Source organism: Hymenobacter sp. CRA2 (assembly GCF_002007105.1).
Taxonomy (GTDB): domain Bacteria; phylum Bacteroidota; class Bacteroidia; order Cytophagales; family Hymenobacteraceae; genus Solirubrum.
Genome location: NZ_MVBC01000010.1, coordinates 201,404 through 227,727 on the forward strand (window position 1 = coordinate 201,404; position 26,324 = coordinate 227,727).

Below are 26,324 nucleotides of genomic sequence, written 5' to 3' on the forward strand. Positions count from 1 at the left end.
TATAGGGCCCTTATCTTAGCCCACTTACGATTTGTCTCGCTCTGCTTGCATGGATACTGTCCCTTCCCAGCTTCAAGGTGCTGTGGTAACGCTGCGGCCCCTGACCCCGGCCGACAAGGAGTCGTTTTACCAATGGGCAGTACGCTCCGACGCCACGCCGTACATCTTCGGGCCGCAGGGCACTGAGCAGCTGCCTACTTGGGAGGAGCTGTTTACCGATTACCAGCCGCACTACTTCGACAGCTCCGACCCGCTGCAGGGCCAGTCATTCGGCATTCTGGTCGACGGGCGCCTAATCGGGCAGATCAACTACGACGGCATCGAGTCGCTGGACAACTCCACCGAGCTGGACATCTGGATTGCCAGCAGCCCCGACACCAGCCGCGGCTACGGCACCGACGCGCTCAATACGCTGGTGGATTACCTGTTCGCGCACCTGGGCGTGGAAGTGTGCACCATCGTGCCGGCCGCGTCCAATACCCGCGCCGTGCGCACCTACGAAAAGGCCGGCTTCCGGCTGGCCCGCGAGGTAACGCACAACCAGGTGCGCTGGCTGCACATGGAGCGGCAGCGCCCCAGCTGACGACCGGCCTAAATATTAGACCAGTCAGTTATACACAGAGTTATCCACAGCCTGTGTATTACCGCAGTTACGGTCGGCAAGCCGCTTGCTGCCTGCATTTTGCTAAACAATTGTTGGCGGCAATAATTTAGCTTTCCGCCTGACCCAGCGGGGGATTATGCACGCTACCGAGCTTAGGATACCCTCGTGGCGCGGCGGCAAAATATCCAGGTGCTAACGCCATGAGCATAGCTTTAGTCCAAGCGCCTCATCGTAACTTTGATGCCGCCGACGCCAGTCCCAAACCAGCCGCCGAAACCCCGGCTTGCTCTTCTTCGTGGTGACGAAACCCGCCGGCTAACGCTTACCAGATGGCTGCACTCCTACCCGATCGGGAAACTGTTTACTTCCGCAACGCTGCCGGCCGCGTCGTGTTCCACGCGGCGGGGTTTGTGCGTTTGGCGTGGTCAGCAGAGCGCATCGAGCTGGCCGACCTGCAGGCGTTTTACGAACAGGCCCTCACGCTGCTTGTTGGGGTGGGCGTAGGGCGCATACTTTCCGACCACGGCCAGCGGCAGCCCCTGCCCGCCGCGGCCCAGCAGTGGCTGATCGATAACTGGATTCCGCGCGCCATCCGGCAGGCCCACGTCTACTACTGCGCCATCGTGGAAGGCAACGACCCGGTGCACCGCCTTTCCACCCAGGGCGTGGTGGGCCGCGCGCCGTCGGACATGCAGTTCAAGCGCTTCAGCAACCGCGCCGAAGCCGAGGCGTGGCTGCTGAGCCAGGGCGAGTAGCACCAGCGCGACAGCGAAAAAAACGTGCGGCCAGCCCCCGCGCCTGACCTTTCTGCCGCCGGGCGTTGTTAGGCCGACAGTCTGCCGGCAAGCCGCCGTGGCCGTTGCCACCGGGTGCTGCCGCGGCAAGCCTGCTCTGTGTTTTCCTTGCTGTTTTCTTCCTTTTCCGTTTCGGGGCGTCGCGGCTGGCGCCCAGCCCTGGGGCTGCTTCTGTTAGCTACGGCGGTGCTGCTGGTGGGGCGCGTAGCGGCGCAGCGTCCGGCCCCCGTTGAGCCGCCCTTTGCGCTGCAGCCTGTGCCCAGCGCCATCGTACCCACGCAGTTTTACGTGGCCGCCGTGCGCGACGAGCGGTCCGACCGCCAGGCCGTGGCTTACCTGCTGGCGCACCCCGCCAAGCCAGGAACCACCGCTCCAGTGAGTGTCTTGCCACTCGATTTGCAGGGCGGTGGCCTCAACGGCCTGCGCCAGTTCTTCAGCCTGAGCGTGCCGCGCAACGCGGCTCTGCGCCCCGTCACCATCCGGGTGCGGGAGTGCCGCCTCAACGAGAAACCCGGCACGCCGGGCTATTCCGTCGGCTCGCTCACCCTCAGCCTGAGCTTCGACTGGCAGCGCGACGGGAAGGTGATTCACCTGACCGATTACCGCGGCACGGCCCGGTTTGCGCGGCCGCTGCGCAGCACTTACGCCTCGGCCGAGCCGGTGCTGCGGCAGGCCTTGGTGGAAGGGCTGAAGTATTTCGACCAGTGGATGAACCGCGAGGCTGTGCTCAACAGCAAGCTGGCCGGCCGCCTGCAGGTGCACCGCACCGATGCGCCCTACGCGGCCGACGGCGGGGATACGCTGTTTTACTCCGTGGCCCACCCGCTCACGCTCGAGGACTTCCGGGGCGTGCCGCGGCCCAACGGGCGCTACGGCGGGGCGGTGTTTCCGAGCTTTTCCTACACCGCCGAGGCCCAGACGCGCAACGGCGTACTGCACCTGAACCTGAACACCAAGGTCTTCGTGGTGCGCAGCGGCTCCTGGATTTCGCCGACCTCGCGCGACGCCTATACGCTCAACCACGAGCAGCGCCACTTCGATCTGGTGAAGCTGGTGGCCGAACGTTTCAAGCGCAAGGTGACGCCCGACAGCCTCACGCTCGATAACTACAACGCCCGCATGCAGTACCAGTATTTGCAGTCGTGGTGGGAGATGAACCGCCTGCAGGAGCGCTACGACGGCGAAACCGGCGGCGGCCAGAACCAGGCCGCGCAGCAGCGCTGGGATGTGCGCATCGAGGCGGAGCTGCGGCAGTACGGCGTAAAACGCTAAGCGCTGGTCTGCGTACTGGCCTACTTTTGCGCGTCCGCGGTGGGGCGGGCCTTTTGCACTGGTTTCAGGTTATGACGACGGCGGCTTCGGGGCCGGCCGTGGCCCCGGCGCGGGCCCGGCTGGCTACCACGGTATTTTTTCTGGTATCCGGGTTTGGGTTTTCCACGTGGGCCTCGCGCATTCCCACCATTCAGCAGCAACTCGGGCTGAGCGAAGCCGAGCTGGGCAGTGTGCTGCTGGCCCTGCCCGCCGGGCTGATGCTGACTTTGCCCGTAACGGGTGCCCTGCTGCAACGCTTCAGCAGCCGGCAGATCATGCTGGTGGGCGCCGTGCTCTACAACTTGGCGCTGGCCCTGCTCGGCCTAGCGACGCACACCTGGCAGCTGGTGGTGCTGTTGTTCTGCTTCGGCTCCTCGCGCAACCTGCTCAATATCTCCGTCAACGCGCAATCGGTGGGCGTGCAGGCCCTGTACCCGCGCTCTATCATTGCCACCTTTCACGGCATGTGGAGCGTGGCCGGCTTCGCGGCCGCGGCCGTGGGCGCCGGCCTGATTGGGCTGCGCATCGGCCCGGGCTACCACTTTCTGGCGGCCGCCGTGGTGCTGACGGGCCTCGCGCTGGCCTTTTACCCGGGCACGCTGGCTTTGCCCCCTACCCCTACGGCGGAGCGCCGCCCGGCCTTCGCCCTGCCCGACAAAACGCTGCTGAAATTCGGCGTCATGGCTTTTGCCTCCATGGCCTGCGAGGGCACCATGTATGACTGGAGCGCCATTTACTTCGCCAAAGCGGCCCATGCTCCCGTCGGCACGGTGGGTTTTGTGACGTACATGGTGGCCATGACGCTGGGCCGCTTTCTGGGCGACGCACTGGTGAGCCGCTACGGCGTGCGCACCATGCTGCGCGGCAGCGGTCTGCTGATGACGGCCGGGCTCTTGCTGGCCGCGCTGGTGCCGCAGCCGCTGGTAGCAGGTGCGGGCTTTGTGCTGGTGGGCCTGGGCGTGTCGTGCGTGATTCCGTTGGTGTTCGGCATGGCCGGACGCTCAGCCACGCTGGGCAGCGGCTCGGCCATAGCGGCGGTGTCTACGGTGGGCTACTTCGGCTTTTTACTGGTGCCCCCGGTGGTGGGCTTCGTGGCCCAGGCAGCTAATCTGCGCTGGGCGTTCGGGCTGATGGCATGCCTGGGCGTGGTGCTGTACGCGCTGGTCAGCCGCCTACGCGAGCCAGACAACGTAGCGGCGCCAACCGCGGCTACGCCGGTGCTCGAATAAGCTTGCTGCTGACAAGAGGCCACGTTTTTCGAGCGGCTTCGTCTAGGTCCAACAGCGGGCTGCGCTTTTGTAGCCGGACCTGAACGCCCCGAAAACACGGCGGCCCGACTTCCAGCAGGAAATCGGGCCGCGGGTCTTTCAAAGACGGGGCAGGCTAGTTCTTAACTTTCACCTGGCCGTCATCGGCGTCGCGCTTGACTTTGGTGCCGTTGGCGTACTCCACCTTCCGGTCACCGTCCTTGTCAATCTTGACGGTGGTGCCGTTCGAGTACACGATTTTCACCTCGCCACCCTTGTTCTCGTACTTCACGATGCGCGGCCGGCGCCGGCGCGGACGGCTGGCCGTTTCGGTGGTCGTGGTAGTGGTGGTCGTCGTGACGGAGCCGCCGTCGCCGTAGTAGCGGCTGCGGTTGGTTTCGTAGGTGCGGTACTTCGCATCGTCGCCCACGATGGTGCGGACTTCGGTGTCCGTATCGGTGTTGATCTGGCGGGTGGCGGCGTAGCGGCCGGCGGTGTCGTCGGCGTACTGCGCATCCAGGTCGCCCACGCGCTCGGCGCGGGTGTAGTAGGTCGTGCGCAGGCGCCGTACGCGGGCCGTGTCGTTGGTCAGGCTCAGGTCGGCGGCCACTTGGTCGGCGGTGCGGTAGGCCTGGTCCTGGTACACGAGGGTATCGGAGTCGTTGCGGACCACCACGGCCGTGTCGGCCGAGGGCGTTTGGGCCGCGTCGACGGCGGCGGGCTTATCGCGGTTGCAGGCGGTGGCCAGCGCGAGGCTGGCGGCACCGGTAAGCAACAAGAAGGTGCGTTTCATGGGGAGTAAATTCAGGAGGGGGATGCCACATAGCCGGACGGCTATGTTGGGCGTTGGTACGCGCCCTTCCCGGTTGAGGTTACTCCCCGCCCCTGCCGCTTACTTCACCAGGCCGTTCAGATACACTTCCAGCATGGTGTAGCCGTCGGGCCCGGTTTTGCTGCGGTCGGCGGCGTCTTTGGGGTTGAGCTTGCGGCTTTTCTCCCAGGCATCGGGCATGCCGTCGTGGTCGGCGTCAGCAGGCGCCGGGGCCGATTTTAGCTCGGGCCAGGCCTTCTGCGTGGTGGTGTAGGGCGTGCCGTGCGCGTAGTGGCCCTGCACGTCGATGATGCCGCCGGTGCGCTGCTGCACCTGCCGCACGATGCGCTGGTCCATGGTGTCGCGGGCGGGCAGGATGGCGCCGGCACCCTTGAGCACGGCGTTGTAGGCCTGCTCGGCGGTTTGCGTAGTCACGGCGCCGAGGTCGAAGGGCTGCTCGGCACGGGCCTGGGCCCGGTCGCCACCGCCCTGCAGGTCCACGCCGCGCCAGTTGTCGGCGGTGCGCTCGGGCGAGCCGTCCACGTAGTTGCCGGCCACGTAGTACTTGCCGAAGGGCAGCGCGTCGGATTTGTAGGGGTTCAGTACGCGGTAGCGCACCGATTCCTTGGTGCTCGGGCCGTACTTGTAGTAGTTATTCACCACGTTGTAGTTGCCGCCCTCGCCGCCGTACACGTTGTTTTCGCCCCAGTTGTAGAACACGTTGTTGCGCAGGTCGCAGTTTTCCCAGCCGTTCTGCTTGGCCTGGCGGCTGCCGTTGAAGCGCGGCGTGCGGGAGTTGCAGTGGGCCAGCAGGTTGTGGTGAAACGAAGCGTGGTGCCCGCCCCAGATGCCGCCGTAGCCGTGGCGCTCAAAGTCCTTGTCGCCCTGCTCGAAGTGGTAGGAGTAGTTCAGCGGCTCGGTGATGAGGTTCCACTGCAGCGTGAGCGAGTCGCCGTTGTAGAACGAGAAGGCCTCGTCGGTACTCCAGCTCATGGAGCAATGGTCGATGATGATGCGCTTCTTGCCGAAGCCCCCGCCGAAGGCGTCGTCGCCGCCGGCCCCGTCCACGAAGCCCTTGTTCTGGTTTTTGTCGCCCATGCGGAAGCGCAGGAAGCGCACGATGACGTTGTCGGCCTTCACGCTCACCGGGAAATCGGCCAGGCAGATACCGTCGCCGGGCGCCGTCTGGCCGGCCACGGTGGTGTTGGGCTTGCTGATGACCAGCGGCTCGCTGAGGTGAATGGTGCCCGACACGCGAAATATCACCGTGCGGGCGGCGGCTGGCTGCGTGAGGGCGTAGCGCAGCGAGCCGGGCTGGTTGTCGTCGTTGAGGCTGGTGACTTCAAACACCGTGGCGGGCGCCGCAGCCGTGCCGCGCCCGCCGCTGGTGAAGCGCCCAGCGCCTTCGGCCCCGGGAAACGCCAGCTGCTGGGCAGCGGCCGGTGCGGCGGGCGCAACCAGGCCCAGCAGGGTGCAAATGGCAAAAGCACGCCCCGCAGGCCGCGCGTCAGACAAGGAAAACCGGTGGTATTGCAAAGGAAGTAGCAGCAAAGGAGAAACGGCGCGCCAGCCGACGTGGCCGGACTGCCCGGATTGATATTACCGAAATACCCTGCCAAAGACGGCCGCGGCCCAACCGTTTTTTTGCGCAATCGATGTCGGCAACGTTGCCAGCCAGGCTGCCCGGAAGCGGATACCCAGCGGCGGCAGCGAGCAAGTAAGTGGGCGGCAGATGTGCGGCGCATGAACGGGCAGCGCGGACGGAATTCCGCGCTCTAGTAGTTTGCCAGCTGTATATTTGATTTTTACAGCCCGCCCACATGCCCAGCAACGCCCTCGAAGAGTTTTACACCAAACTAGCCATAGAACCAGGCGCGGCCGGGCCGCCGGACCAGCAGCGCGAAATCGGGCATTTCAACGTGTTTGACGTGGCCGTGCTGATGCACCGCCGCCAAGAGCGCCCGCCGATGACCTTCGACCGGCGGCCGTTCGTCAAAATCAGCCTGGTGGCGGGGCGCAGCCGCATCGAGTACGCCGACCAGCACGTGGAGGTAACGCGGTATGCCCTGTGGTTTGCCACCTCGCGCGTGCCCTACCGGTGGCAGCCCCATGACCAGGAGCAGCGCGGCTACTTCTGCATCTTCACCGAAGAGTTTTTGCGACCCGGCCAGGGCAGCGCGCTGCTGGAAGAACTACCGGTGCTGCAGCCCGGCGCCTGCCCGGTGCTGCTGCTCACCCCGGTTCAGTACACGGCCATCGAAGTGATTTTCGAAAAGATGACGCGGGAAATGGCCTCCGGCTACGCCTACAAATACGACCTGCTGCGCAATTACCTCTGGGAGCTGATTCACGCCGGGCAGAAGCTGCAGCCCGCCCCGGTGCCGGCCGCCGCGCACAACGCCTCGGCCCGCCTCTCGGCGCAGTTTGCCGAGCTGCTGGAGCGGCAGTTTCCGCTGGCCACTCCGCAGCAGCAGCTGGGCCTGCGCACGGCCCGCGACTACGCCGATGCGCTGGCCGTGCACGTGAACCACCTCAACCGCGTGCTCAAAGAAACCACCGGCCACACCACCACCGCGCTCATCGGCAGCCGGGTGGCGCAAGAAGCCAAGATGCTCCTGAAGCAAACTACCTGGACCGTCTCGGAAATTGCCGACAGCCTGGGCTACGCCGATACGGCCCATTTCTGCAACTTCTTCAAGCGGCAGACCGGCGTGGCACCGGGTAGCTTCCGCGACTAAAGCCGGTTGTTTGAATTGCGCAGCAGATGGTTTGAGCCGCGCAAAGCCGCCGCGCCCGGCCGCCTTCACCTTTGCGGAGTAGTCCATTACCACACCCTCAAAGGATCAACCATGCGAATTTTCGTTACCGGCGCCACGGGCTTTGTCGGCTCGGCCGTCGTTCAGGAACTACTCGGCGCGGGCCACCAAGTGCTCGGCCTGGCCCGCTTGGAGGCAGGAGCCCAGGCCCTGGCAGCGGCCGGGGCCGAGGTGCATCGCGGCACACTCGAAGACCTCGACAGCCTGCAGCGCGGTGCCGCCGGCGCCGACGGCGTCATCCACACCGCTTTCATCCACGACTTCACCCGCTACGCCGCCGCGGCCGAGGCCGACCGCCGCGCCATTGAGGCCCTTGGGGCCGTTTTGGCCGGTTCCGACCGCCCACTGCTCGTCACTTCCGGTTTTGCCGGTTTGCAGAAGTCGGGGCCGCTGGCTACTGAAGACGACGCGCTCGACCCCAACGTGCCGGCCATGCGCCATTCGGAGGGCGCGGCCCAGGCCCTGGCCGCGCAGGGCGTGCGCGCCATGGTGATACGCCTGGCCGCCTCGGTGCACGACGCGGGCGACCATGGCTTCGTGCCGTACCTGATCAGCACAGCGCAGGAGAAAGGCGCCGCGGCCTACGTGGGCGACGGCCACAACCGCTGGCCCGCCGTGCACCGTCAGGATGCGGCCCGGCTCTACCGCCTCGCGCTGGAGCAGGGCACGGCCGGCGCCCGCTACCACGCCGTCGGCGACGAGGGCGTGCCCATACGCGACATTACCGAAGTCATCGGCCGCCACCTACAGGTTCCCGTCGTGTCCAAGACGCCTGCGGAGGCCGCCGACCACCTGGGCTGGATGGCCCACTTCGTGGCGCTCGACATCCCGGCGTCGAGCACGCTCACGCAGCAGCGGCTGGGCTGGCAGCCCACCGGCATCGGCCTGCTCGCCGACCTGGAGCAAGGGCATTATTTCGTCAGCTAATCGGCGCAGCAGGGCGGCCCCGCGCAGCATACAATACACCAACAAGCCGCCCCGGCAGGTAGTCAGCACCTTGCCGGGGCGGCTTGTTTTTATCGAATCGTACTCAGCCCTTAAGCATTGACGACCGAGCCGCCGTTGGGGTGCAGCGTCTGGCCAGTGAAGTAGGAGCCGTCTTCGGAGGCCAGAAACACATACGCCGGGGCTACTTCCGAGGGCTGGCCGGCGCGGCCCATGGTGGTGTCGCGGCCGAAGGTAGCCGTCTGCAGGGCGCTGGCCGTGCTGGGGATAAAGGGCGTCCAGATGGGCCCCGGCGCCACGGAGTTGACGCGGATGCCCTTGCTGCCCAGCTGCAAAGCCAGCGAGCGGGTAAAGGCAGTGATGGCGCCCTTGGTGGCGCTGTAGTCGAGCAGGCTTTCGTTGCCGCGGAAGGCGTTGACCGACGACGTGTTGATGATGCTGTCCCCCTCGTTCAGGTGCTTCATCGCCGCGCGGGTCAGGCGAAACTGGGCCAGGATGTTGACCTGAAACACCGATTCCAGCTCCTCGTCGGGCAGTTCCTCCAGGCTTTTGTGGAAGTGCTGCTCGGCGGCGTTATTCACCACGATGTTCAGCCGGCCGAATTCCTGCACCGTGCGCTCCACGACCTGCTGGCAGAACTCGGGCTGGCGCAGGTCGCCGGCGAGCAGCAGGCAGCGGCGGCCGGCACCCTCCACCAACTCCCGCACCTTGTCGGCGTCTTCCTGCTCCGATGGCATGTACACGATGGCCACATCGGCCCCCTCGCGGGCGAAGTGCACGGCCACGGCCCGGCCGATGCCGGAGTCGCCCCCGGTGATGAGGGCCACTTTGTCGAGCAGCTTGTCGGCGCCTTTGTAGTTGGGGCGGATGTATTCGGGCTGGGGCGTCATCTCGCTTTCCAGGCCCGGCTGCTGGTCCTGGTGCTGGGGCGGAAAGAGCGTGGGCTTGTCAGACATAGCTTCAACAGGTTGGTTGTGAGTTAGTGCCTAACGGGCATGCGGCAAGCGGGGTTATGGTCGACGGCGGGGCAGCTAGCGCAGCCGGCGCAGGGCGGCGGCCAGGGCGACATCGTGCGTGGAGCTACTGGCGGCGGGCGGCACCGGCACTTTGGGCACGTAGTTTTCGCGGGGTGTGCCGTCGACGTGGTACAGCTTTTCGGTGGGTATACTAAAGCCGATGCGCGAGTTGGGCAGGCGGAAGGAATAGATGGCGCCGTTGAGCCGGGCCAGCTCGGTGCCGAGCACGGTGGCCCTCTTCATGCCATCAAAGGCAATGGCAAGCCCCTCGCCCATGCTGCCGGTCCAGCGCCCGGCCAGCAGCACCACGGGCCGGGTGTACGGCTGACCACGGGGCGTCACGAGCTCCACCCACTTGCGCTTCACCCCGAAGGCTCGCTCCTCGCCTACCAGCTCGTGCTGTTGGTAGTATTGCTCGCGGGTGATGAAGCGGCTCAGGATGGCGCGGGCCACGGTGGTGTTGCCGCCGCTGGGCGTTTCGCGCAGGTCCAGAATCAGGGCTTTGGTGTCTTGCAGCGCAGTCAGGGCGCTGTCGAAGGCCGGAATAAGCGCGTTGTCGCCCAGGGAATTGTTGATTTTGAGGTAGCCGGTGCTGCCGATGCGGCGGCTTTCAAGGCTGCGGGCAAAGCGAATGTTTTCCAGCAAGGGCTGCGGACGGTCGGGCAGTACCTCCGCTTCGGTGCCGGCGGTGCGCACGAGCCAGCGCCGCTCGGCGTTGTGGGCCCCGGCCAGCAGCAGGTTTAGGGCGTAGTTGCGGGCGGCTTCGTCCGGGCTTTTCAGGTTTTGGGCGAGGTAGGGCCGGATGGCTTGCTCCACTAGTACCCCCTCCACTTGCACTATTTCGGCGCCCGGCCGCACCCCTACCCGCTCTGCTCCAAAGCCGCGGCGCACATCCACCACTACGGCGCGGCCGCCCTGCCACTGGGCGTATACATCGGTGGCCGAGGGCACGAGGCGGCGCGAGTCGGGCTGATTGGTACCGAGGCCGGCGTGGTGGTCGTACAGCTCGCCGAGCATGGTTTCGAGCAGCCGCACGAGCGAGCGGCGGGAGCTGAGGGTATCGGCCTGGGGGCGGTACACGGCGTGCACGCGGGCCCAGTCGGTCTGCTTTTGGTCGAAGTAGGCGTAGTTGTCGTTGACGGTTTGCCAGAAATATTCCACGTCCTGCGCGTACTGCGCGGGTGTCAGTTTGGTCTGAGCGGCGGCCGAAAGAGACAGAACCAGCAACGAAGCGGCAAGCAAGTGCGCAATAGCCTTCATAAATAGGTATCAGCTAAGGCCGCAACCTACAACAACGCCCACGGACTCAAAGCGTGTTGGGAGTTCGTTTTAGGTCAGGTTGAGTCCCGTTGAAGCGTCTCTACCGCTTGGTTGCCCAGCATCAATAGAACGTCATGTCGAGCTTGCCGAGACATTTCGCGGGCTGACGTCAGGTACTATCCTATTCGGTGGGGTTATTCTAGGACGTCAGCCCGCGAAATGTCTCGACAAGCTCGACATGACGGCCTTGCGAAGCGGCATAGCTGCTTGGCTTGCGCCTTCCTCTGCCCCTTGAGTCATCTGGCGGCAGAGGGGACTCGACTCATAATGCCAGCCCGAAGCTTGGTCTGACGCCGCGGGAAAAATACAGGCAGCCCGGCGGCAAAAGAAAATTTCTTCGCTTCAGGCAACGCTGCCCGCGGCGGCGGCATCTACCGCTTCGAACCCAGCCACTCAACTCCTTTTCCAAGCTATGAATACGTTTCGCTACTCCCTGGCCGCGGCCGCGCTTGTTGTTTGTTCGTCGGTAGCGGCCCTGGCCCAGCAGGTACGCCCGGTTTCCTCCTTCGAGCAGGTGCACGCCAGCGGCGCCGTGAATGTGGTGCTGCAGCAGGGTGCCGCCACCGAAGTAAAAGTGGACGGCCCGACCGATGAGGTGGCCCACATCATCACCGAAGTGCAGGACGGCAAGCTGCGCATCCGCCACGACGGGCACGACCATAGCGTCTTCTCCAAGAAGGATAAGGTGACCGTGTACGTGAGCTGCCCGCGCCTCACCGGCGTGCAGCTCAGCGGCGCCAGCGACCTGAAGAGCGTGGGCGCCTTCACCGCCGACAACTTCCAACTGCAAGTGAGCGGCGCCAGCGACGTGACTATGCAACTCAACGCCAAGCAGCTGACGGCCTCGGCCAGCGGCGCCAGCGACATCCGCCTCACCGGCCGCGTGGAGCAGCAGCAGGTGCACGTGAGCGGCGCCAGCGACTACCGCGCCTACGACCTGCACAGCCAGCAGGCCACCGTGCAAGCCTCCGGCGCCAGCGACGCCTACGTGTACGTGGACCAGGAGTTGAGCGCGCGCAGCTCCGGCGCCAGCGACGTGCACTACAAGGGCAAAGGTCGGCTGGTGCGCTAGTCGCTACTCCGCTCCAAAGTACTGACCGCCCGGCCCCGCAGCCGGGCGGTTTTTGCTTGCCCCGCGGCTGCCAGCCCGGCCGTTCGCGCCGGCGGGGCTATTTTTGCGTTTCAGCTGAGTCCACGTTCCGCATGGCGCACCGTCATTTCATCCTGCACAAGCCCTGCGGCTACCTCAGCCAGTTTGTGAGCGAAGACGCCCGCGAGGCGCGCAAAAAACGCTTCCTGGGCGAGCTGTACGACTTTCCGGCGGGCACCATGGCCATCGGGCGGCTAGATGAGGAAAGCGAAGGACTGCTGCTGCTCACCACCAACGGCCGCGTGAGCGAGCAAATCCGCAACGGTGGGGTGGAAAAGGAGTACTACGCGCAGGTCGACGGGCTCATCACCGACGAGGCTGTGGCCCGGCTGCAGCAGGGCGTGGAAATCGGCGTGCGCGACGTGAAATACCAGACCTCCAGCTGCCGCGCCCGCCGCCTGGAATCAGCCCCGGCGCTGGGCCCGCGCGGCAAGCGCATCCGCGACGAGCGGCACGGCCCCACCAGCTGGGTCAGCCTGACGCTGACGGAAGGCAAGTTTCGGCAGGTGCGCAAGATGACGGCGGCCGTGGGCTTTCCCACGCTGCGGCTGGTGCGGGTGCGTATCGGCGGGCTGTGGCTGGGCGGGATGGCCGCCGGGGAAGTGCGGGAAGTAGCCGATCTGGATGCAGCCGGCCCGGCAGCGGACTACCGCCCGGGGCGGTAATACAGGCGCCTGCCGTGGTAGCGGTAGTGGCCGGCGCGCAGGCCCGGCAGCTGGCAGCGTTTGCCGGTATCGTTCACGTCGTAGCCCCCGCTGATAAGCACCTCGCGGCCGCGTACCTGCACGGTCCGCTCGCAGCCTTCCGTTATTTCCTCGGGCGCGAGGGTGTCGCCGTGCAGCAGCGCGTAGTCGGGAAAGGCTTCGGTGAAGTCGGCCAGGGTCGTGTGCAGCAGCAGTTGCTGCCGCGCCACGTCGATAACGTTGAGGGTGCGCCAACGGCTGCCCCCACCCGATCCATTGACTTCGCTGTGAATTTCCACGACGGCTTCGGGCGCGCCGCGGCCGTCCAAGTTGACCTCTGCGAGGGTAATATCGCCCCGCTCACCGGAGGCCTTGTCGTCGTCAAATGTCAGCTCAAAGGACAGCCAGGCCGTGTCGCGTGGCGACGCCCGATACAGCAGATACTGGTCATCAAACGCCAGCCAGCGGCCTTTGACTAGCTCAGTGGGCTCCCCAAGTTTCTCCCGCATATTGCGCAGCTCCGTGGCGCCTACCGTCTCGACGGCCAGCGGCCGGGGCCCCACCCGCTCGCCCATGGGCAGCAGCTGCCAGGGCTGGCCGGCAGCCGTTGGCGGAAGTGTTGACGGGAAGGTGTCGGTGGGCGGCGCGGGGGCTGGCGCGGCAACGGTGGCGGCGGGGCTTTCGGGCGCCTTGTTAGTGGCGCGTTCCGCAGTTTGGCCGCAGGCGCTCAGCAGCGCGGCGGCGCACAATGCACGGTATTTCACTAGCGGATAGGTAACGGCCCGGAACGAGGCTTAGCAAAGATGCAGCTGGTCGTTTTATCTTCCGGCATGTTATCCGTGCTATTCCGCGTTCCAGCCTTATTTATCCTGCTGAACCTGCTGACTGCGCCGCTACGGCTGGCGGCCCAGTCCTCCGACGCCTACCTCACGCGCATTCCCGACCCCAAACGCCTGGGCGAAACCTACGTCAGCAACCCCGACGGCATCCTGGCGGCCGCGACCGTGGCCGAACTCAACACCACGCTGCGGGCCCTGGACCAGAGCGGCCGCGCGCACATCGACGTAGTGGTGGCGCAGAGCATCGGCGAGGCCGTGCCCAAAACGGCGGCCACGGCGCTGTTTAACCGCTGGAAAATCGGTGACCCGACCAAGAACAACGGCCTGCTGATGCTGCTGGTGATGGACCAGCGGCGGGTGGAGTTCGAAACCGGCTACGGTCTGGAAGCCGATGTGCCCGACGTGGTGTGCTACCGCATTCAGCAGCGCTACATGGTGCCCGCCCTGCGCGCCGGCCAGCCCGACGAAGCCGTGCGCCAGGGCGTGGCGGCCCTCATTCGCCAGCTCGGCACCGGCTCCTTCGAGGAGGAAGCGGCCTCGGGCGTGACCCTGGGCCTGACTGAGGACACGGCGGAGGCGGGCAGTACCGACGCGGAACTTTACCCCGAAGCCCCGACAAGCTCCCCGCTGCTGCCTGTGTTCGGCACGCTGCTTATCGGGCTGGCGGCCCTGGTGCTCTACAGCACGCTGTGGTACCGCACCACGCAGGGGCACCCGCACCGGGAGGCACTGGCTTTGGTTATCCTGCTGCCGTTTGGCCTGATTCTGCTGGCGTTTTTCTCAACGGGTGGCCTGAATGGCTGGCTGCTGCTGGTGGTGGCATACCTGCTACCAGGGGCGTATTTGTGGGCCTATTTTCGCCGTGTGGGGCGCACGTTGATCCAGCAATACGCCGGCCGCAGCCGCCACGCCCAATACACCTATCTGCGGCAGGCCCACCACGGGCTGGGCTTTGCGCCCTACGTGTTTCCGCTGCCGCTGGTGTGGTACTGGGCCCGGCACCAGCAGCAGCTACAAGCCCTACGCGAAACGCCGTATAGCTGTCCGAGCTGCAGCCGGCCCATGCGCCGCCTGGGCGAAGACGAGGAAGATGCGTTTCTGCAGGCGGGTGAGCAGGTGGAGGAAAAGCTCCGCTCCGTGGACCACGACGTGTGGCACTGCGACGCCTGCCAGCACACCCTCAAGCTCAACTACCCCGACCCCGGCACCGAGGCGCAGCCCTGCCCGGCGTGCCACTACCGCACGCTGCTGGATGCCGGCCGGCAGGTGGTGACGCACGCCACTTACGAGGCCGGCGGCTGGGGCTGGGACATGACCCGCTGCCGCCATTGCGGCCACGAGCAGAAAACCCGCTTCACCACGCCGCGCCTGACCCGTAGCTCGTCGGGCGGCTCGTCTTTCTCAAGCGGGTCCTCGTCCTCGTCAGGCGGCTCGTGGTCCAGCAGCAGCGGGGGCTCGTCGGGTGGCGGCGGGGCGGGCAGCAGCTGGTAACGGCGCCGCAGCCCAAAACGGTGCCGGGGTGGGCGAAGCAGTACCGGCTGCCTCGCCCACCCCAGCGGAATCATCGTACGGGAATCAGGTCACTAAGAATAAAAAAGCGGCAGCGCACCGGACTTAGTTCAGATCCATGCGGCCTTTTTCGCCTTCCACGCCCGTGTCGCGGCGCTTGCTGGGCTTCACCGTCTTCTTGCCGAATTTGTAGTTGAAGCTCAGGCGCACGAAGCGGCTTTCGGCCTTGCCCACGTTCATGGAGCGCACGCCGGCGTTCAGCACCTCGTAGCGGTTGCGCTGGGTGTTCAGCACGTCCGAGACGTTGAGCGCGAAAGTGCCCGCGCCCTGCAACACCGACTTGGACACGCCCAGGTCCAGGCCATAGCGCGACTTGAAGGCCAGCCCCCCGAACGTCATCGGCGACATGTACATGCCCGACACTTCGGCCTTGAAGCCCTTAGGCAGGGTGATGGTGTGATTGGAGGACAGGAACACCGAGGGCCGGGCGCCGCCGAGGCCGCTGCTGGCGCTCAGCTTGGCGTACGACACGCCCAGCGTGGTCACCGTCGCCCATTTGTTGTTCAGCAGCGGCTTCACCAGCGTTACCGAGCCGTCCAGGCTTTCGGCGCTGCGAAAGTTCTGGTAGGAGTTGATAACCACGTTCGTCGCCTCGTCTTTGCGGTAGGTTTCCATCAGCACGTTGGTGTGGTGGCCGTAGCTGATGGCGGTGCTCAGCAGCCCCTGGCGCACCGCTCCTTTATCGTGGCCGCCGCCCACATCAAGCTGCTGCAGGCCGAGCACGTCATCCTCAACGACAACACCTACATTCCCATCGGCAGCTCCTACAAGCCGGAGCTGCTGGCTTATTGCAAGAAGTAGCGCCGACTGTGAGGCCTGAAATCGTCCGTCATCCTGAGGCGCAGCCGAAGGCCCTTCTTGCCCTGAACGAGTCGTTTGGACGATGGTCGGTCGGCAGTGAGAAGGGCCTTCCTGCGTCAGGGTGACGGGGTAAACAACGACTTAGGTCGTCCACATAGCTGGTGTCGTTGCTGGCCCGCTTTGGTATCTTTGCTCGCTTCCCACGGCGTATGCGGCGCTTTTACCCCAGCCTTTACATGGAAACCAAAGACAGCAACGGCAACCTGCTCAACGACGGCGACGCCGTCACGCTCATCAAGGACCTGAAAGTGAAAGGCTCCTCGCAGACGCTCAAGCGCGGCACCGTGGTCAAGAACATCCGCCTCACCAACAGCCCGGCCGAAGTGGAAGGCCGCGCCGGCGGCTCGATGATGGTGCTGCGCACGGAGTTCCTGAAGAAAGCCTAAGCCGCCGTGGCCGCCCCCACCCTTTCCGTGCGCGAGCTGCAGCCGGCCGACATCGAGCCGCTGGCCGACTACTGGCTGAACTCCTCGCCGGCGCACCTGACGGGCATGGGCGTGGATCTGGCCAAGATGCCCGGCCGCGCCGAGTGGATAGCCATGCTCACCGAGCAACTGCACACGCCGGGGCCGGCCAAACAGTCGTACTGCCTGATTTTCGAGGTAGACGGCCGGGCGGTGGGCCACACCAACATCAACCAGATCCGGCCTGGCGAGCAGGCCCACATGCACCTGCATTTATGGGACGCCGAAGTGCGCCGCCAGGGCCTGGGCAGCGCCTTGGTGCGGCTGGCGCTGCCGCGCTTTTTTGCCGCCTACGAGCTGCAGCGGCTGTACTGCGAGCCGTACGCGCTGAACCCCGCGCCCAACCGCACCCTGGCCCGGCTGGGCTTCGCCTTTGAGCGGGAGTACGTGACCACGCCCGGCTGGCTGAATTTTGAGCAGCCGGTGAAGCGCTGGATGCTCACGCGCGAGCAATTGGCTCAGCTACCAGCCTAAACCCGGCGCCCAGCCTCCGTATAAACCCTTAAAGCAGTGCTGTCGAGCCGGCTCACAGCTTAACACCCACCCGCGCATTGCGTAGAGCCAACAGCGGCGCCCCGCGCCGGCCTGTTACTCCTGTTGACTACGCGATGAAACACCTGCTTGCTCTTGGCCTTGGCCTGCTTCTGCTGCTTACCGGCTGCAACAACGATGACGACGACGCGACAACGCCAGGCGTCACGTCGCTGAATGTGACGCCCACGCTGGTAGCCACTTCCGCCAACGTGCTCTGGACCGGCGTAGCCGTGACGCCGCAGGGCCGGGTGTTTGCCAATTTCCCGCGCATGGATACCGACACCATCCCGTACTCGGTGGCGGAAGTGAGCGGCAGCCAGGCCACGCCTTTCCCCGACGCGGGCTGGAACACCTGGAGCCGGGGCATGGCGCCGCAAAACAAGTTTGTGTGCGTGCAGAGCGTGTACACCGACGCCTCCGGCGCGCTGTGGGTGCTGGATGCGGCCTCGCCGCAGATGCGCGGCGTGGTGCCGGGCGGGGCCAAGCTGCTGAAGTTTGACCCCGTTAGCCGACAGCTGCTGCAACGCGTCGATTTCGACGAGACGGTGGTGTACCCCACGAGCTACCTCAACGACGTGCGCATTGATACGCAGCTCAACTACGCCTACATCACCGACTCCGGGGCGGGCGCCATCATCGTGGTAAACCTGGGCACCGGCCGGTCCCGGCGCCTCCTGGGCACGCACCCTTCTACCAAGTCGGAAAACCTGATTCTGACGGTGGAAAACCGTGTGTGGCGCAACGCCAGCGGCGAACTGCCCTCCATCGATGCCGACGGCATTGCTCTGTCGCCCAGCCGCGAGTACCTCTACTTTCACGCCCTGACGGCCCGCGCCCTTTACCGCATTGCTACTGCCGCCCTACGCGACGAAACCCTGTCGGCCGCGCAGCTGGGCCAGCGCGTGGAGTACCTCGGCGACACCAACGCGCCCGACGGTATGATCTTCGATGCCGCCGGCAACCTCTACCTGACCGACGTCCAAAACAATGCCGTGACGCGCATCACGCCGGGCGGCGAGCTGCAGCTGGTGGCCCAGGACGCCCAGCTGAAGTGGCCTGACAGCTTCTCCGTGGGCCCCGACGGCGCCCTTTACGTCACGACTTCGCAACTGCACATTCCCCGCGCCCAGCGCACCGAGCCGTTCCGCATCTTCAAGCTGGTGCTGCCGCAATAACGCGCGGCAGGCCTCAGCTGACCAACCGCCAGGCGGCGGGCGTTTCTTATCTGGAGAAGCGCCCGCCGCTTGGTGGTTGGTCAGCCCTGCCGAGCCGCTTCCAGAATCTTGGCGGCCGTGTGCACGAAGCGCGTGGTCGTTTGCTTGCCGAACAGCTTGTCCAGAAACGCTGTGGACGCGGGCGGCCGCCCGCCGATAAGGTGCCAGATGACGAAGGCCTCGCGCTCGGTCAGGTACACAATTTCGTAGTCGCCCTTGGGTGAGCGGTGTGGCAAGGCCAGCTCGGCGGGCGCTGGCTGCGCTAACAGCATCAGGCACAGCCGCATGTCGTCGGTGACGGTATACTGCCGGAAGGGCTCCAGGGCCAGCACCTGCGCCAGCTCGTCGGTAGTGCGCAGAAACACGGGTACAGCGTAGCCCAGGCGCTGCTGCAGATGGGCTTCGAGCCGGGCGGCCAGGACGGCCCGGTCCGTATCGGCGGGTGCGTCGAAGAACACATTGCCCGTCTGGATGTAGGTGCGCACGCGCGGCAGGCCGAGGTCGGTGAAGTGCTGACGCAGCGCCTCCATACTCACGCGGTGCCCGCCCACGTTGATGCCGCGCAGCAGGGCAATGTAGGTTGTCATGACTCGAAGCGGTAAAGGGAATGGTCCGGCAAGATAGATGCTGCCACCCGGCAGAGCGGCGCACTCAGCCAGTGGCGGCCCGCTGAAACGCCAGCCCGGCGCTGAGCTCGACACCGCCCGCAAAAAAATCCCGGCACCGCAATTGTTTTTTATCCGGACCTGGCGTGTGGCGTAAGCGCGCGGAGCACCGGGCCGTGGGGGTGAGCAGCGCGCAATCAGCGCCAAGGCCCGCGCGGCAGTGCGTGCGAAGCGTACGCCTCCATGCGTGTGCATTAAGCGTTCAGTGGCAAAGCAAAATAGTATTTTGCCCGGTTTATTAGTTTTTATTTCTGCACAAAAGGCATTTAGCTTAGGCAGCTGATTCGTCGGTTTCCCAGCGCCTTTTCCCTCGCCCGCGCCCGACGACGCCCTGCTTCCTGCCATCTGGCGCCCCGGCCCCGCTGCTACCAGTGGAGCCCTCCGGCGCATGCCTACACCGGGCCGGCCCTACGCCAGCCCGGCCGCTGCCACTTCCATTTCCCACCACAACCAATTCTCCTATGAAAAAGCGTACGCTCTATTCCCTGCTTACCCTGCTGCTCGGCGCGCTGCTGCCGCTGAGCAGCTGGGCCCAGACCAGCATTCCGTTTACCATTGCCAACAATTCGCCCTACCCCGACTCGGACCTGTACGTGGCCATCGTGGGTAAGGACGCGGCCGGCAACCACCTCTGGATCAACGCCGCCACCAGCCAGGTGCTGCCCATGTCCTCCTCGTACAACACGGTGACCGGGCCGACCTACAACGGCAACACCGGCCCGGGCCTGAACTCGAAGTACGCCGCCTGCTTTACACGGCTGAGCAACATCCCGAACAAGACCTTCACCCTGCCTGGTATTGTCGGCTGCCGGGTGTTCATCGCGCAGGGCCAGCAGCTATACCTGTACTTCTTCGGGCCGTCGGGGGCGCCTTCGGGCTACGCCGCGCCCGACTTCCAGAACCCCAGCGACCCGAACAAGGGTATCCGCTACGAGTTCATTGAGCTGACCAACGACCAGTACGGCTTCTTCGGCAACCACACCCGCGTGGACTCCTACCACTACCCGATGGGCCTGGAGCTGTGGGGCAATGGCGGCTACTACAAGCGCGCCGGCGAGGTGAAAAGCCACGCCGACATTCTGGCCGCCTACCAGAGCTTTGCGCCCACGGCGTTTCAGAGCCTGCTAAATACCTCGGCCGGTACCATCACCTGCCCCGGCAAGTCGCCGGCATTTCAGGCCGGTGGGGCGCAGGCCAACTACTTCGGCGCGTACATCGATGCCATCTGGAGCAAGTACGTCAACGAGGACTTGATCTTTAATGCCGGCGACGCGGGCGTGTTCAAGGGCCGTGTCAGCAACGGACGGCTGACGTTGGTGGGCCAGTCGGGCGGCTTCGCCGGGCGCACGGGCATCGTGACGCGCAAGCCCACGACGCAGGAAGTGCTGGAAGGCAAAGGCGTGCTGGACAACCGCGTGGGCGACGGGCCCTGCGACCTAGCGGTGCAGGCGCAGCTGTGCGCGGCCATCAACCGCCACGTGGTGAACACCACTACCACTAACCCCGGCCAGCAGAACTGGTACGACGCCACCAAGTACTACCTGACGGCTCCGGCCAACTATTACGCCCGCTTCTGGCACCAGGGCGGCATCAGCGTGGACAACCTCAACTACGGCTTTGCCTACGACGACGTGAACGACCAGTCTTCGAGCCTGCTCACCCCGCAGCCGACGAAAGTAGTGGCTACGTTTGGGGGCTTCTTCGGCCTCGGCGGCACTACGCCGCCCCTGGCTACGGGCGTGGCTACCATGTACAAAGACTGCAACTACACCGGCACGGCCGTAAACCTGCCCGTGGGCGACTACAACCTGGCGGCTTTGCAGAGCCGGGGCATTCTGAACGACGACGTTTCCTCGCTCAAAGTCAATGCCGGTTACGAAGTAGTGCTCTACGAAAACGACAACTTCGCGGGCTCCTCGCTCACGGTGGGCAGCGCCGGCAATAGCTGCCTGGTGAACAACGTGCTGGGCACGGGCAACTGGAACGACAAGGCCACCTCGCTGCGGGTGCGCGCGGCCACTACCTCAACCTTCAGCGTGCAGCTGGAAGCCGAAGCGGCCAACGTGAACAACGGCATGACCGTGGAAACGTGCTCGGAAGGCGGGCAGGACATGGGCTTCGTGGACGCGGGCGACTACCTGGTGTGGAACAACGTTACCTTCCCCACTACGGGCAGCTACACCATCGAATACCGCGTGGCCAGCGGGGCCAGCGGCGGCACCATCTCGGCCGATTTGAACGCGGGCGCCACCCAGCTGGGCAGCACCACCATCCCCGGCACGGGCAGCTGGCAGACCTGGACCACCGTTTCCAGAACCGTCACCCTGAACGCCGGCACCTACAACTTCGGCATCTACGCTCAGTCCGCTGGCTGGAACCTCAACTGGGTGCGCATCTCCAAGGCCGGCGCCGCCCGCATGGCTTCGGCACCGGATCAGTCGCTGGAAAAGGCCAGAACCGCTGACCTGCAAGCCACGACGCTGTACCCCAACCCAGCCGTGGACCAGCTGCACCTGAATGGCCCGGCCGCGCTGCGCGGCAGCCAGTACCGCATCCTGAACCAGTTTGGGCGGCCCGTGGCCAGCGGCACGCTCACGCAGCAGCCCTTGGCCGTGCGCCACTTGCCCGCCGGCGTATACACGCTGGTGGTAGTGAGCAAAGACGGCCAAACGGTTACGCGCCGGTTTATGAAATAACGGCGCGGCAACCAGAGCCACTATGATTTAAAGCCCGCCCATCGGCGGCTGCCTGCTCGGGCAGCCGCCGATGGGCGGGCTTTGCCGTTATGCGCCGGTCTAGCAGCAAGAGGCATTAAACTCTGATTAAAATTGGCCGGAGCTAATAAAAACATATAGCAATAACAGGATAGTACAACAGTTAACCGCTATTACAGCAAGCCCTTCACTAGATTTTCATACTTTGCCTTTCCACCCACCTCATCTGTAAGCACCGGTGCTTTTCCCGTGCCGAATGCATCCTTCGTTGGTCCTGTTAGCCCCCGGCACCCCGCCGATTGGGCCGGGCACGGCCGGCGGGGCAGCTGAGCGGCGGCTTCTTTTCCACCCATTTACCCCTTACATGCAACAACCTCTACTAAGCCTGCTCAAGCGCACCCTGCAGCCGCGCCTGGCGGGCGCTCTGCTGGCGGCCCTGCTAGCCGGCAGCCCCGCCGCCGGCTGGGCCCAGACGGCCTCTGCCCTCAGCGGTGCCTACACCATCAACAGCGCCCAGCCCACGGGCGGTACCAACTTCGCCACCTTCGCGGCGGCGGCGGCGGCCCTGAACACCAACGGCGTGAGCGGCCCGGTGACGTTTACCGTCAGCGGCGGTCCGTTCAACGAGCAGTTCAGCCTCAGCGCCATTGCCGGCACCAGCGCCACCAACCGCGTGACCATCAACGGCGGCGGGCGCACGATTCAGTTCGGGTCGAGTACTTCCGCGCAGCGCGCCGTCATCACCCTGAGCGGCGCCGACTACGTGACCATCGACAACCTGCTGGTAGACGCCACGGTGGGCGGTACCTCCACGGCCACCTACGGCTGGGGCATTCAGCTGCTGGGCGGGGCCGACAACAACACCATCAGCAACTGCACCGTCACGAGCAGCCTCACCTCTACGTCGACGACGAACTTCGCCGGCATCGTGGCCAACAACTCGACCACCTCGCCAACCACGGGCGGCAACGCGGGCAGCAACCTGACGCTGGAAAACAACACCATCGTCGGGGGCTACTACGGCATCAAGATTGTCGGCACCTCCTCGGCCGTGCTTGGCGGCTACCGCGTGCGCGGCAACACCGTGCGCGACTTTTACAGCTACGGCCTGGATGCGGACTACACCAGCAGCCTGCAGCTGATCGGCAACGATATCCACCGCGCCACCCGCCCCACCGTCAGCACGTTCTACGGCATGTCGCTGGGCACCGGCAACGTGCGGCTGGCCATCGAGAAGAACCGCATTCACAACCCCTTCACGGGCAACCCCAGCTCCACCAGCGCGGCCTACGGCGTGTACCTGAGCGGCTCGGATGCGCCGAGCGGCTCGGAAAATGAGCTGATCAACAACGCCATCTACAACTTCGACGGCTTCGGCACCGAGTACGGCTTCTACAACTCGTCGTCGGACAACGCGCGCTACTACCACAACACCGTGGCGCTGGACAATGCCGCCTCGGCCAGTGGCTCGAACTCCTACGGCTTCTACCAAACCACCTCGGCCACGGGCATCCAGCTGCGCAACAACGTGTTTACCGTGCGCCGCGGCGGCAGCGGCAGCCGTTACGCGCTGTACTTCAGCACCGCGGCCAGCACCATTTCCTCCGACTACAACGACCTGCTGGTCGACGCGGGCCCGAACTACTTCACGGGCTACGCCGCCAGCACCGGCTACGCCACGCTGGCCAACTGGAAAACCGCCGTTTCCGGCGCCTATGACCAGAACAGCGTCGCCGCCGACCCGGCCTACACCGCTCCGGCTACCGGCAACCTGCAGCCCACGGCCGCCAGCCTCAACAACGTGGGCACGCCCCTGACCCGCGTAACCGATGACATCACCGGCGCTGCGCGTAGCGCCACGCCGGACCTGGGCGCCTACGAGTTTGTGCCCGGCGCCGACGACGCGGCCGTGGTCAGCATCGATTCGCCGGCTTCGCCGGTGGTAGCCGGCCCTGGCACTGTGACGGTAACCGTGCTCAACAACGGCCTGACGCCGCTGACCTCAGTGCAGCTGAGCTACGTGCTGAACGGCGGCGCCGCGGTGACGCAGACCTTCACGCTGAGCACCCCGCTGGCCGCCGGCGCCACCCGCGCCCTCACCTTCAGCACCACGGGCACGCTGGTGGCCGGCACCAACACGTTGACCGTGACGGCCGCACTGCCCAACGGCCAGCCCGACGCCAACGCCAGCAACAACACGCAGTCGATTAACCTGTACACGCCGCTGGCGGGCACCTACACCATCGACCACACCCAGCCAGCCAGCCTGCGCAACTTTACCACCGTGGCTGCTGCCGCTGCCCACCTGTCGGGCGGCGGGGTATCGGCCCCGGTGCGCATCAACGTGCTGAACGGCCCCTACACCGACCAGTTTGCCGTGGGCGTGATTCCCGGCGTCAGCGCTGCCGATACGGTGGTGATTGACGGCGGCGCCAACAAGGAGCGCATTTCCTACAGCGGCGCGGCCGGCCAAGCCGCCGTGGTGCTGCTCAACGGCTCCGACTACGTGACCCTGCAGAACCTGACCCTCGACGCCTCGGCCGGCACCACGGCCGGCATCGGCGTGCAGCTGGTGGGCCAGGCCGACCACAACCGCATCCGCAACTGCGTCATCTCGGGCTCGGCAGCGGCTACCTCCAGCTCGACGGCCGCGGGCATCGCCGCCAGCGGCAGCATTGCCTCTGTTTCCACGGCCGGCAACGCCAACGACCTGCGCATCGAGAACAACGTCATCAGCGGCGGCTACTACGGCGTGGTACTGACCGGCGCCAGCACTACCAACCGCGCCACCGGCAACCGCATTATCGGCAACGAAATCCGCGACTTCTACACCTACGGCGTGGACGTGGAGAGCAACAACGGCGCCCGGATCGTTGGCAACAACATCCACCGCAGCACCCGCACGGGCGTGACGACCTTCTACGGCGTGTACCTGGTGGGCGACGTGGCCACGGCCGTGGAAGGCAACCGCATCCACGAACCGTTCACGGGCAACACGGCCAGCACCAGCTCGGCCTACGGCGTGTACCTGAGCGGCGACGCGACGGCCGGTGCCGAAAACGACGTGGTGAACAACCTCATCTACGACTTCAACGGCTCGGGCATCGAGTACGGGCTTTACAACACGACGGCCGACAACGCGCGCTACTACCACAACACGGTGGTGCTCAGCAACGCGGCCACCAGCACGTCGTCGTCGTCGTACGGCTTCTACCAGTCGTCGCAGTCGCTGAACCTGGACGTGCGCAACAACATCTTCGTGGTGACGCGCGGCGGCAGCGGCACCCGCTACGCGCTGTACTACAGCACCACGACGAGCACCATCACCTCGGACTACAACGACCTGGTGGTGGGCACCTCCAGCACCTACTACACGGGCCGCTTCGGCACCGCCAACTTCTCCACGCTGGCCAACTGGAAAACGGCCAACTCGGCCGCCTTCGACCAGCGCAGTTTCAGCATCGATCCGGCCTTTGCCGCCGCGGCCACCGGCAACTTCCAGCCCACGGCCGTGCTGCTGAACGGCGCCGGCACGACGCTGGCCCGCGTAACGCGCGACATCAACAACAACCCGCGCAACAACCCGCCCACGCCGGGCGCCTACGAGGCCTCGGTAATGGCCAACGACGTGGCCGTTATTAGCATCGACGCCCCCGCTACGCCGGCGGCCCTGGGCAACAACCCGGTGGTGGTAACTATCCGCAACACGGGCAACGCCGTGCTCACGTCGGTAACGCTGAGCTACGCCCTGACCGGCGGTACGCCCACCACGCAGACCTTCACCGGCCTGACGCTGGCGGCCGGCAGCAACCTGCAGCTCACGTTCACGACCCCGCTGCAGCTGCCCACCAGCGGCGACTTCACGCTGACAGTAACCGCCAGCCAGCCCAACGGCCAGCCCGACGGCAACGCCAGCAACAACACCCAGACGGTGACCTTCAACCAGCCGACGCCGCCCAACGACGAGCCCTGCGCGGCTCTTTCGCTGGCCAGCGGCTCGGTAACGGCTTCGAACGGCGCCTCCACCACCAGCACGCAGGCGGGCATCAACCTGCCGGCCTGCTCCCCTTCCAACGCTCCGAAGGACGTGTGGTTTACCTTCACGGCCACCGGCACCAGCCAGGTCCTGAACATCACGGGCGACGCCGCCGGCATGGTGCGCGTGTTCCGCACGGCCAGCTGCTCGGCGGGTCCGTTTACGCAGGTGTTCTGCCAGGCCAGCGGCACGGCCAACACCACCGTGGGCAACGTGACGGTGAACGGCCTGACCTCGGGCCAGCTGTACTACGTGGCCGTATCGGGCTACGCTAGCAGCGACGCCACGGGCACCTTTACCATCAGCACCACGGTACTCAGCACCCGCGGCCGCAACAGCACCCAGCTGGCCGTGTTCCCCAACCCCAGCAACACGGGTCAGCTCACGCTGCGCCTGGCCGCCCAGCCGGCTACCGCCGGCACCGTGGAGCTGCTGAACGCCCTGGGCCAGACGGTGCGCCGCCAAGCCCTGACCACAGCCCGCGAGCAGCAGGTATCGACGACGGGCCTGACCACCGGCCTCTACACCCTGCGCGTGCAGGCCGGCCGCGACACCTACACCCAGAAGGTAGTACTGGAATAGCGCCTCGGCTACTTGCACCGAAACCGGAAGGCTGCCCGCTTGGGCAGCCTTCTTTCGTTTGGGCCGGAGCGTAGCGCCGCCGGGCCGTACGGCCCACAACTTCTGGCCCCCGGCGCGCGTTTTTTAAGCGGCAATCGGGACTAGTATCA

Annotated in this window: 22 protein-coding genes; 15 read left to right on the forward strand and 7 right to left on the reverse strand. The window is 65.6% G+C overall.

From position 1 onward, the window contains the following. The first annotated feature begins 49 nt into the window (after positions 1-49). The 4 genes from B0919_RS16695 (at position 50) to B0919_RS16710 (ending at position 3,938) form a co-directional block, all read left to right on the forward strand. Positions 50-583 (forward strand): GNAT family N-acetyltransferase, encoded by a 534-nt coding sequence (locus tag B0919_RS16695; protein WP_078013414.1) that lies wholly within the window; start codon positions 50-52, stop codon positions 581-583. Positions 584-933: 350 nt separating this feature from the next. After that, complete coding sequence (locus B0919_RS16700) at positions 934-1,359, forward strand: hypothetical protein (protein WP_078013415.1); 426 nt, start codon at positions 934-936, stop codon at positions 1,357-1,359. A gap of 147 nt (positions 1,360-1,506) precedes the next feature. Continuing rightward, positions 1,507-2,670, forward strand: coding sequence for a hypothetical protein (locus B0919_RS16705; protein ID WP_078013416.1), 1,164 nt, complete (start codon positions 1,507-1,509; stop codon positions 2,668-2,670). Between the two features lie 71 nt (positions 2,671-2,741). After that, on the forward strand, positions 2,742-3,938 hold the full coding sequence (locus tag B0919_RS16710; protein ID WP_078013417.1) for an MFS transporter: 1,197 nt from the start codon (positions 2,742-2,744) through the stop codon (positions 3,936-3,938). A 154-nt stretch (positions 3,939-4,092) separates the two neighbouring features. On the opposite strand, the gene B0919_RS16715 is transcribed toward B0919_RS16710, so the two are convergent. Next, a complete protein-coding gene (locus B0919_RS16715; RefSeq protein ID WP_078013418.1) occupies positions 4,093-4,749 on the reverse strand; it encodes a T-complex 10 C-terminal domain-containing protein in 657 nt (218 codons plus the stop codon). A 99-nt stretch (positions 4,750-4,848) separates the two neighbouring features. After that, positions 4,849-6,282 (reverse strand): polysaccharide lyase family 1 protein, encoded by a 1,434-nt coding sequence (locus tag B0919_RS16720; protein WP_254846599.1) that lies wholly within the window; start codon positions 6,280-6,282, stop codon positions 4,849-4,851. 305 nt (positions 6,283-6,587) lie between these two features. Here B0919_RS16720 and B0919_RS16725 point away from each other — a divergent pair, with 305 nt between their 5' ends. Beyond that, positions 6,588-7,505 carry a helix-turn-helix domain-containing protein gene (locus tag B0919_RS16725; RefSeq protein WP_078013419.1) on the forward strand — a complete coding sequence of 306 codons (918 nt, stop codon included), beginning with the start codon at positions 6,588-6,590 and terminating at the stop codon, positions 7,503-7,505. Positions 7,506-7,616: 111 nt separating this feature from the next. Beyond that, positions 7,617-8,510: an SDR family oxidoreductase gene (locus B0919_RS16730; protein ID WP_078013420.1), complete on the forward strand. Its 894-nt coding sequence runs from the start codon at positions 7,617-7,619 to the stop codon at positions 8,508-8,510. A gap of 110 nt (positions 8,511-8,620) precedes the next feature. On the opposite strand, the gene B0919_RS16735 is transcribed toward B0919_RS16730, so the two are convergent. After that, positions 8,621-9,484, reverse strand: a complete 864-nt coding sequence (locus B0919_RS16735; RefSeq protein ID WP_078013421.1) for an SDR family oxidoreductase — start codon at positions 9,482-9,484, stop codon at positions 8,621-8,623. A 75-nt stretch (positions 9,485-9,559) separates the two neighbouring features. Next, a complete protein-coding gene (locus tag B0919_RS16740; RefSeq protein ID WP_078013422.1) occupies positions 9,560-10,804 on the reverse strand; it encodes a S41 family peptidase in 1,245 nt (414 codons plus the stop codon). A 472-nt stretch (positions 10,805-11,276) separates the two neighbouring features. Here B0919_RS16740 and B0919_RS16745 point away from each other — a divergent pair, with 472 nt between their 5' ends. Further along, positions 11,277-11,936 (forward strand): head GIN domain-containing protein, encoded by a 660-nt coding sequence (locus tag B0919_RS16745; RefSeq protein WP_078013423.1) that lies wholly within the window; start codon positions 11,277-11,279, stop codon positions 11,934-11,936. Positions 11,937-12,067: 131 nt separating this feature from the next. Then, positions 12,068-12,679, forward strand: a complete 612-nt coding sequence (locus B0919_RS16750) for a pseudouridine synthase (RefSeq protein ID WP_078013424.1) — start codon at positions 12,068-12,070, stop codon at positions 12,677-12,679. Here the strand turns inward: B0919_RS16750 and B0919_RS16755 are convergent. After that, complete coding sequence (locus tag B0919_RS16755; protein ID WP_139362190.1) at positions 12,661-13,461, reverse strand: hypothetical protein; 801 nt, start codon at positions 13,459-13,461, stop codon at positions 12,661-12,663. The two genes, B0919_RS16750 and B0919_RS16755, sit on opposite strands and share 19 nt — an antisense overlap. 66 nt (positions 13,462-13,527) lie before the next feature. On the opposite strand from B0919_RS16755, the gene B0919_RS16760 reads away from it, so the two are divergent. After that, complete coding sequence (locus B0919_RS16760) at positions 13,528-15,027, forward strand: TPM domain-containing protein (protein ID WP_176133092.1); 1,500 nt, start codon at positions 13,528-13,530, stop codon at positions 15,025-15,027. Between the two features lie 123 nt (positions 15,028-15,150). Here the strand turns inward: B0919_RS16760 and B0919_RS16765 are convergent, their stop codons facing one another. Continuing rightward, positions 15,151-15,720: an outer membrane beta-barrel protein gene (locus tag B0919_RS16765; protein ID WP_139362191.1), complete on the reverse strand. Its 570-nt coding sequence runs from the start codon at positions 15,718-15,720 to the stop codon at positions 15,151-15,153. 15 nt (positions 15,721-15,735) lie between these two features. Here B0919_RS16765 and B0919_RS24840 point away from each other — a divergent pair, with 15 nt between their 5' ends. The 4 genes from B0919_RS24840 (at position 15,736) to B0919_RS16780 (ending at position 18,139) form a co-directional block, all read left to right on the forward strand. Beyond that, complete coding sequence (locus B0919_RS24840; protein WP_139362192.1) at positions 15,736-15,906, forward strand: LytTR family transcriptional regulator; 171 nt, start codon at positions 15,736-15,738, stop codon at positions 15,904-15,906. 236 nt (positions 15,907-16,142) lie between these two features. Next, a complete protein-coding gene (locus tag B0919_RS16770) occupies positions 16,143-16,352 on the forward strand; it encodes a zinc ribbon domain-containing protein YjdM (RefSeq protein ID WP_078013459.1) in 210 nt (69 codons plus the stop codon). Positions 16,353-16,358: 6 nt separating this feature from the next. Further along, complete coding sequence (locus tag B0919_RS16775) at positions 16,359-16,904, forward strand: GNAT family N-acetyltransferase (RefSeq protein WP_078013428.1); 546 nt, start codon at positions 16,359-16,361, stop codon at positions 16,902-16,904. Between the two features lie 134 nt (positions 16,905-17,038). Further along, positions 17,039-18,139, forward strand: coding sequence for an L-dopachrome tautomerase-related protein (locus B0919_RS16780; protein WP_078013429.1), 1,101 nt, complete (start codon positions 17,039-17,041; stop codon positions 18,137-18,139). 80 nt (positions 18,140-18,219) lie between these two features. Here the strand turns inward: B0919_RS16780 and B0919_RS16785 are convergent, their stop codons facing one another. Continuing rightward, positions 18,220-18,765 carry a DUF1697 domain-containing protein gene (locus B0919_RS16785; protein ID WP_078013430.1) on the reverse strand — a complete coding sequence of 182 codons (546 nt, stop codon included), beginning with the start codon at positions 18,763-18,765 and terminating at the stop codon, positions 18,220-18,222. A gap of 539 nt (positions 18,766-19,304) precedes the next feature. On the opposite strand from B0919_RS16785, the gene B0919_RS16790 reads away from it, so the two are divergent. Then, entirely contained in the window at positions 19,305-21,539 is a 2,235-nt protein-coding gene (locus B0919_RS16790; RefSeq protein WP_078013431.1) for a beta-1,3-glucanase family protein, read from the forward strand. Between the two features lie 382 nt (positions 21,540-21,921). Continuing rightward, entirely contained in the window at positions 21,922-26,175 is a 4,254-nt protein-coding gene (locus tag B0919_RS16795) for a beta strand repeat-containing protein (protein ID WP_176133094.1), read from the forward strand. The last annotated feature ends 149 nt before the right edge of the window (positions 26,176-26,324 follow it).

Coding starts and splice junctions, on each gene's coding strand:
- B0919_RS16740 (WP_078013422.1), bottom strand. CDS start 10,804: ATGAAGGCTATTGCGCACTTGCTTGCCGCTTCGTTGCTGGTTCTGTCT.
- B0919_RS16710 (WP_078013417.1), top strand. CDS start 2,742: ATGACGACGGCGGCTTCGGGGCCGGCCGTGGCCCCGGCGCGGGCCCGG.
- B0919_RS16795 (WP_176133094.1), top strand. CDS start 21,922: ATGCAACAACCTCTACTAAGCCTGCTCAAGCGCACCCTGCAGCCGCGC.
- B0919_RS16765 (WP_139362191.1), bottom strand. CDS start 15,720: ATGGAAACCTACCGCAAAGACGAGGCGACGAACGTGGTTATCAACTCC.
- B0919_RS16770 (WP_078013459.1), top strand. CDS start 16,143: ATGGAAACCAAAGACAGCAACGGCAACCTGCTCAACGACGGCGACGCC.
- B0919_RS16715 (WP_078013418.1), bottom strand. CDS start 4,749: ATGAAACGCACCTTCTTGTTGCTTACCGGTGCCGCCAGCCTCGCGCTG.
- B0919_RS16760 (WP_176133092.1), top strand. CDS start 13,528: ATGTTATCCGTGCTATTCCGCGTTCCAGCCTTATTTATCCTGCTGAAC.
- B0919_RS16730 (WP_078013420.1), top strand. CDS start 7,617: ATGCGAATTTTCGTTACCGGCGCCACGGGCTTTGTCGGCTCGGCCGTC.
- B0919_RS16700 (WP_078013415.1), top strand. CDS start 934: ATGGCTGCACTCCTACCCGATCGGGAAACTGTTTACTTCCGCAACGCT.
- B0919_RS16780 (WP_078013429.1), top strand. CDS start 17,039: ATGAAACACCTGCTTGCTCTTGGCCTTGGCCTGCTTCTGCTGCTTACC.
- B0919_RS16745 (WP_078013423.1), top strand. CDS start 11,277: ATGAATACGTTTCGCTACTCCCTGGCCGCGGCCGCGCTTGTTGTTTGT.
- B0919_RS16790 (WP_078013431.1), top strand. CDS start 19,305: ATGAAAAAGCGTACGCTCTATTCCCTGCTTACCCTGCTGCTCGGCGCG.
- B0919_RS16695 (WP_078013414.1), top strand. CDS start 50: ATGGATACTGTCCCTTCCCAGCTTCAAGGTGCTGTGGTAACGCTGCGG.
- B0919_RS16725 (WP_078013419.1), top strand. CDS start 6,588: ATGCCCAGCAACGCCCTCGAAGAGTTTTACACCAAACTAGCCATAGAA.
- B0919_RS16735 (WP_078013421.1), bottom strand. CDS start 9,484: ATGTCTGACAAGCCCACGCTCTTTCCGCCCCAGCACCAGGACCAGCAG.
- B0919_RS16750 (WP_078013424.1), top strand. CDS start 12,068: ATGGCGCACCGTCATTTCATCCTGCACAAGCCCTGCGGCTACCTCAGC.
- B0919_RS16785 (WP_078013430.1), bottom strand. CDS start 18,765: ATGACAACCTACATTGCCCTGCTGCGCGGCATCAACGTGGGCGGGCAC.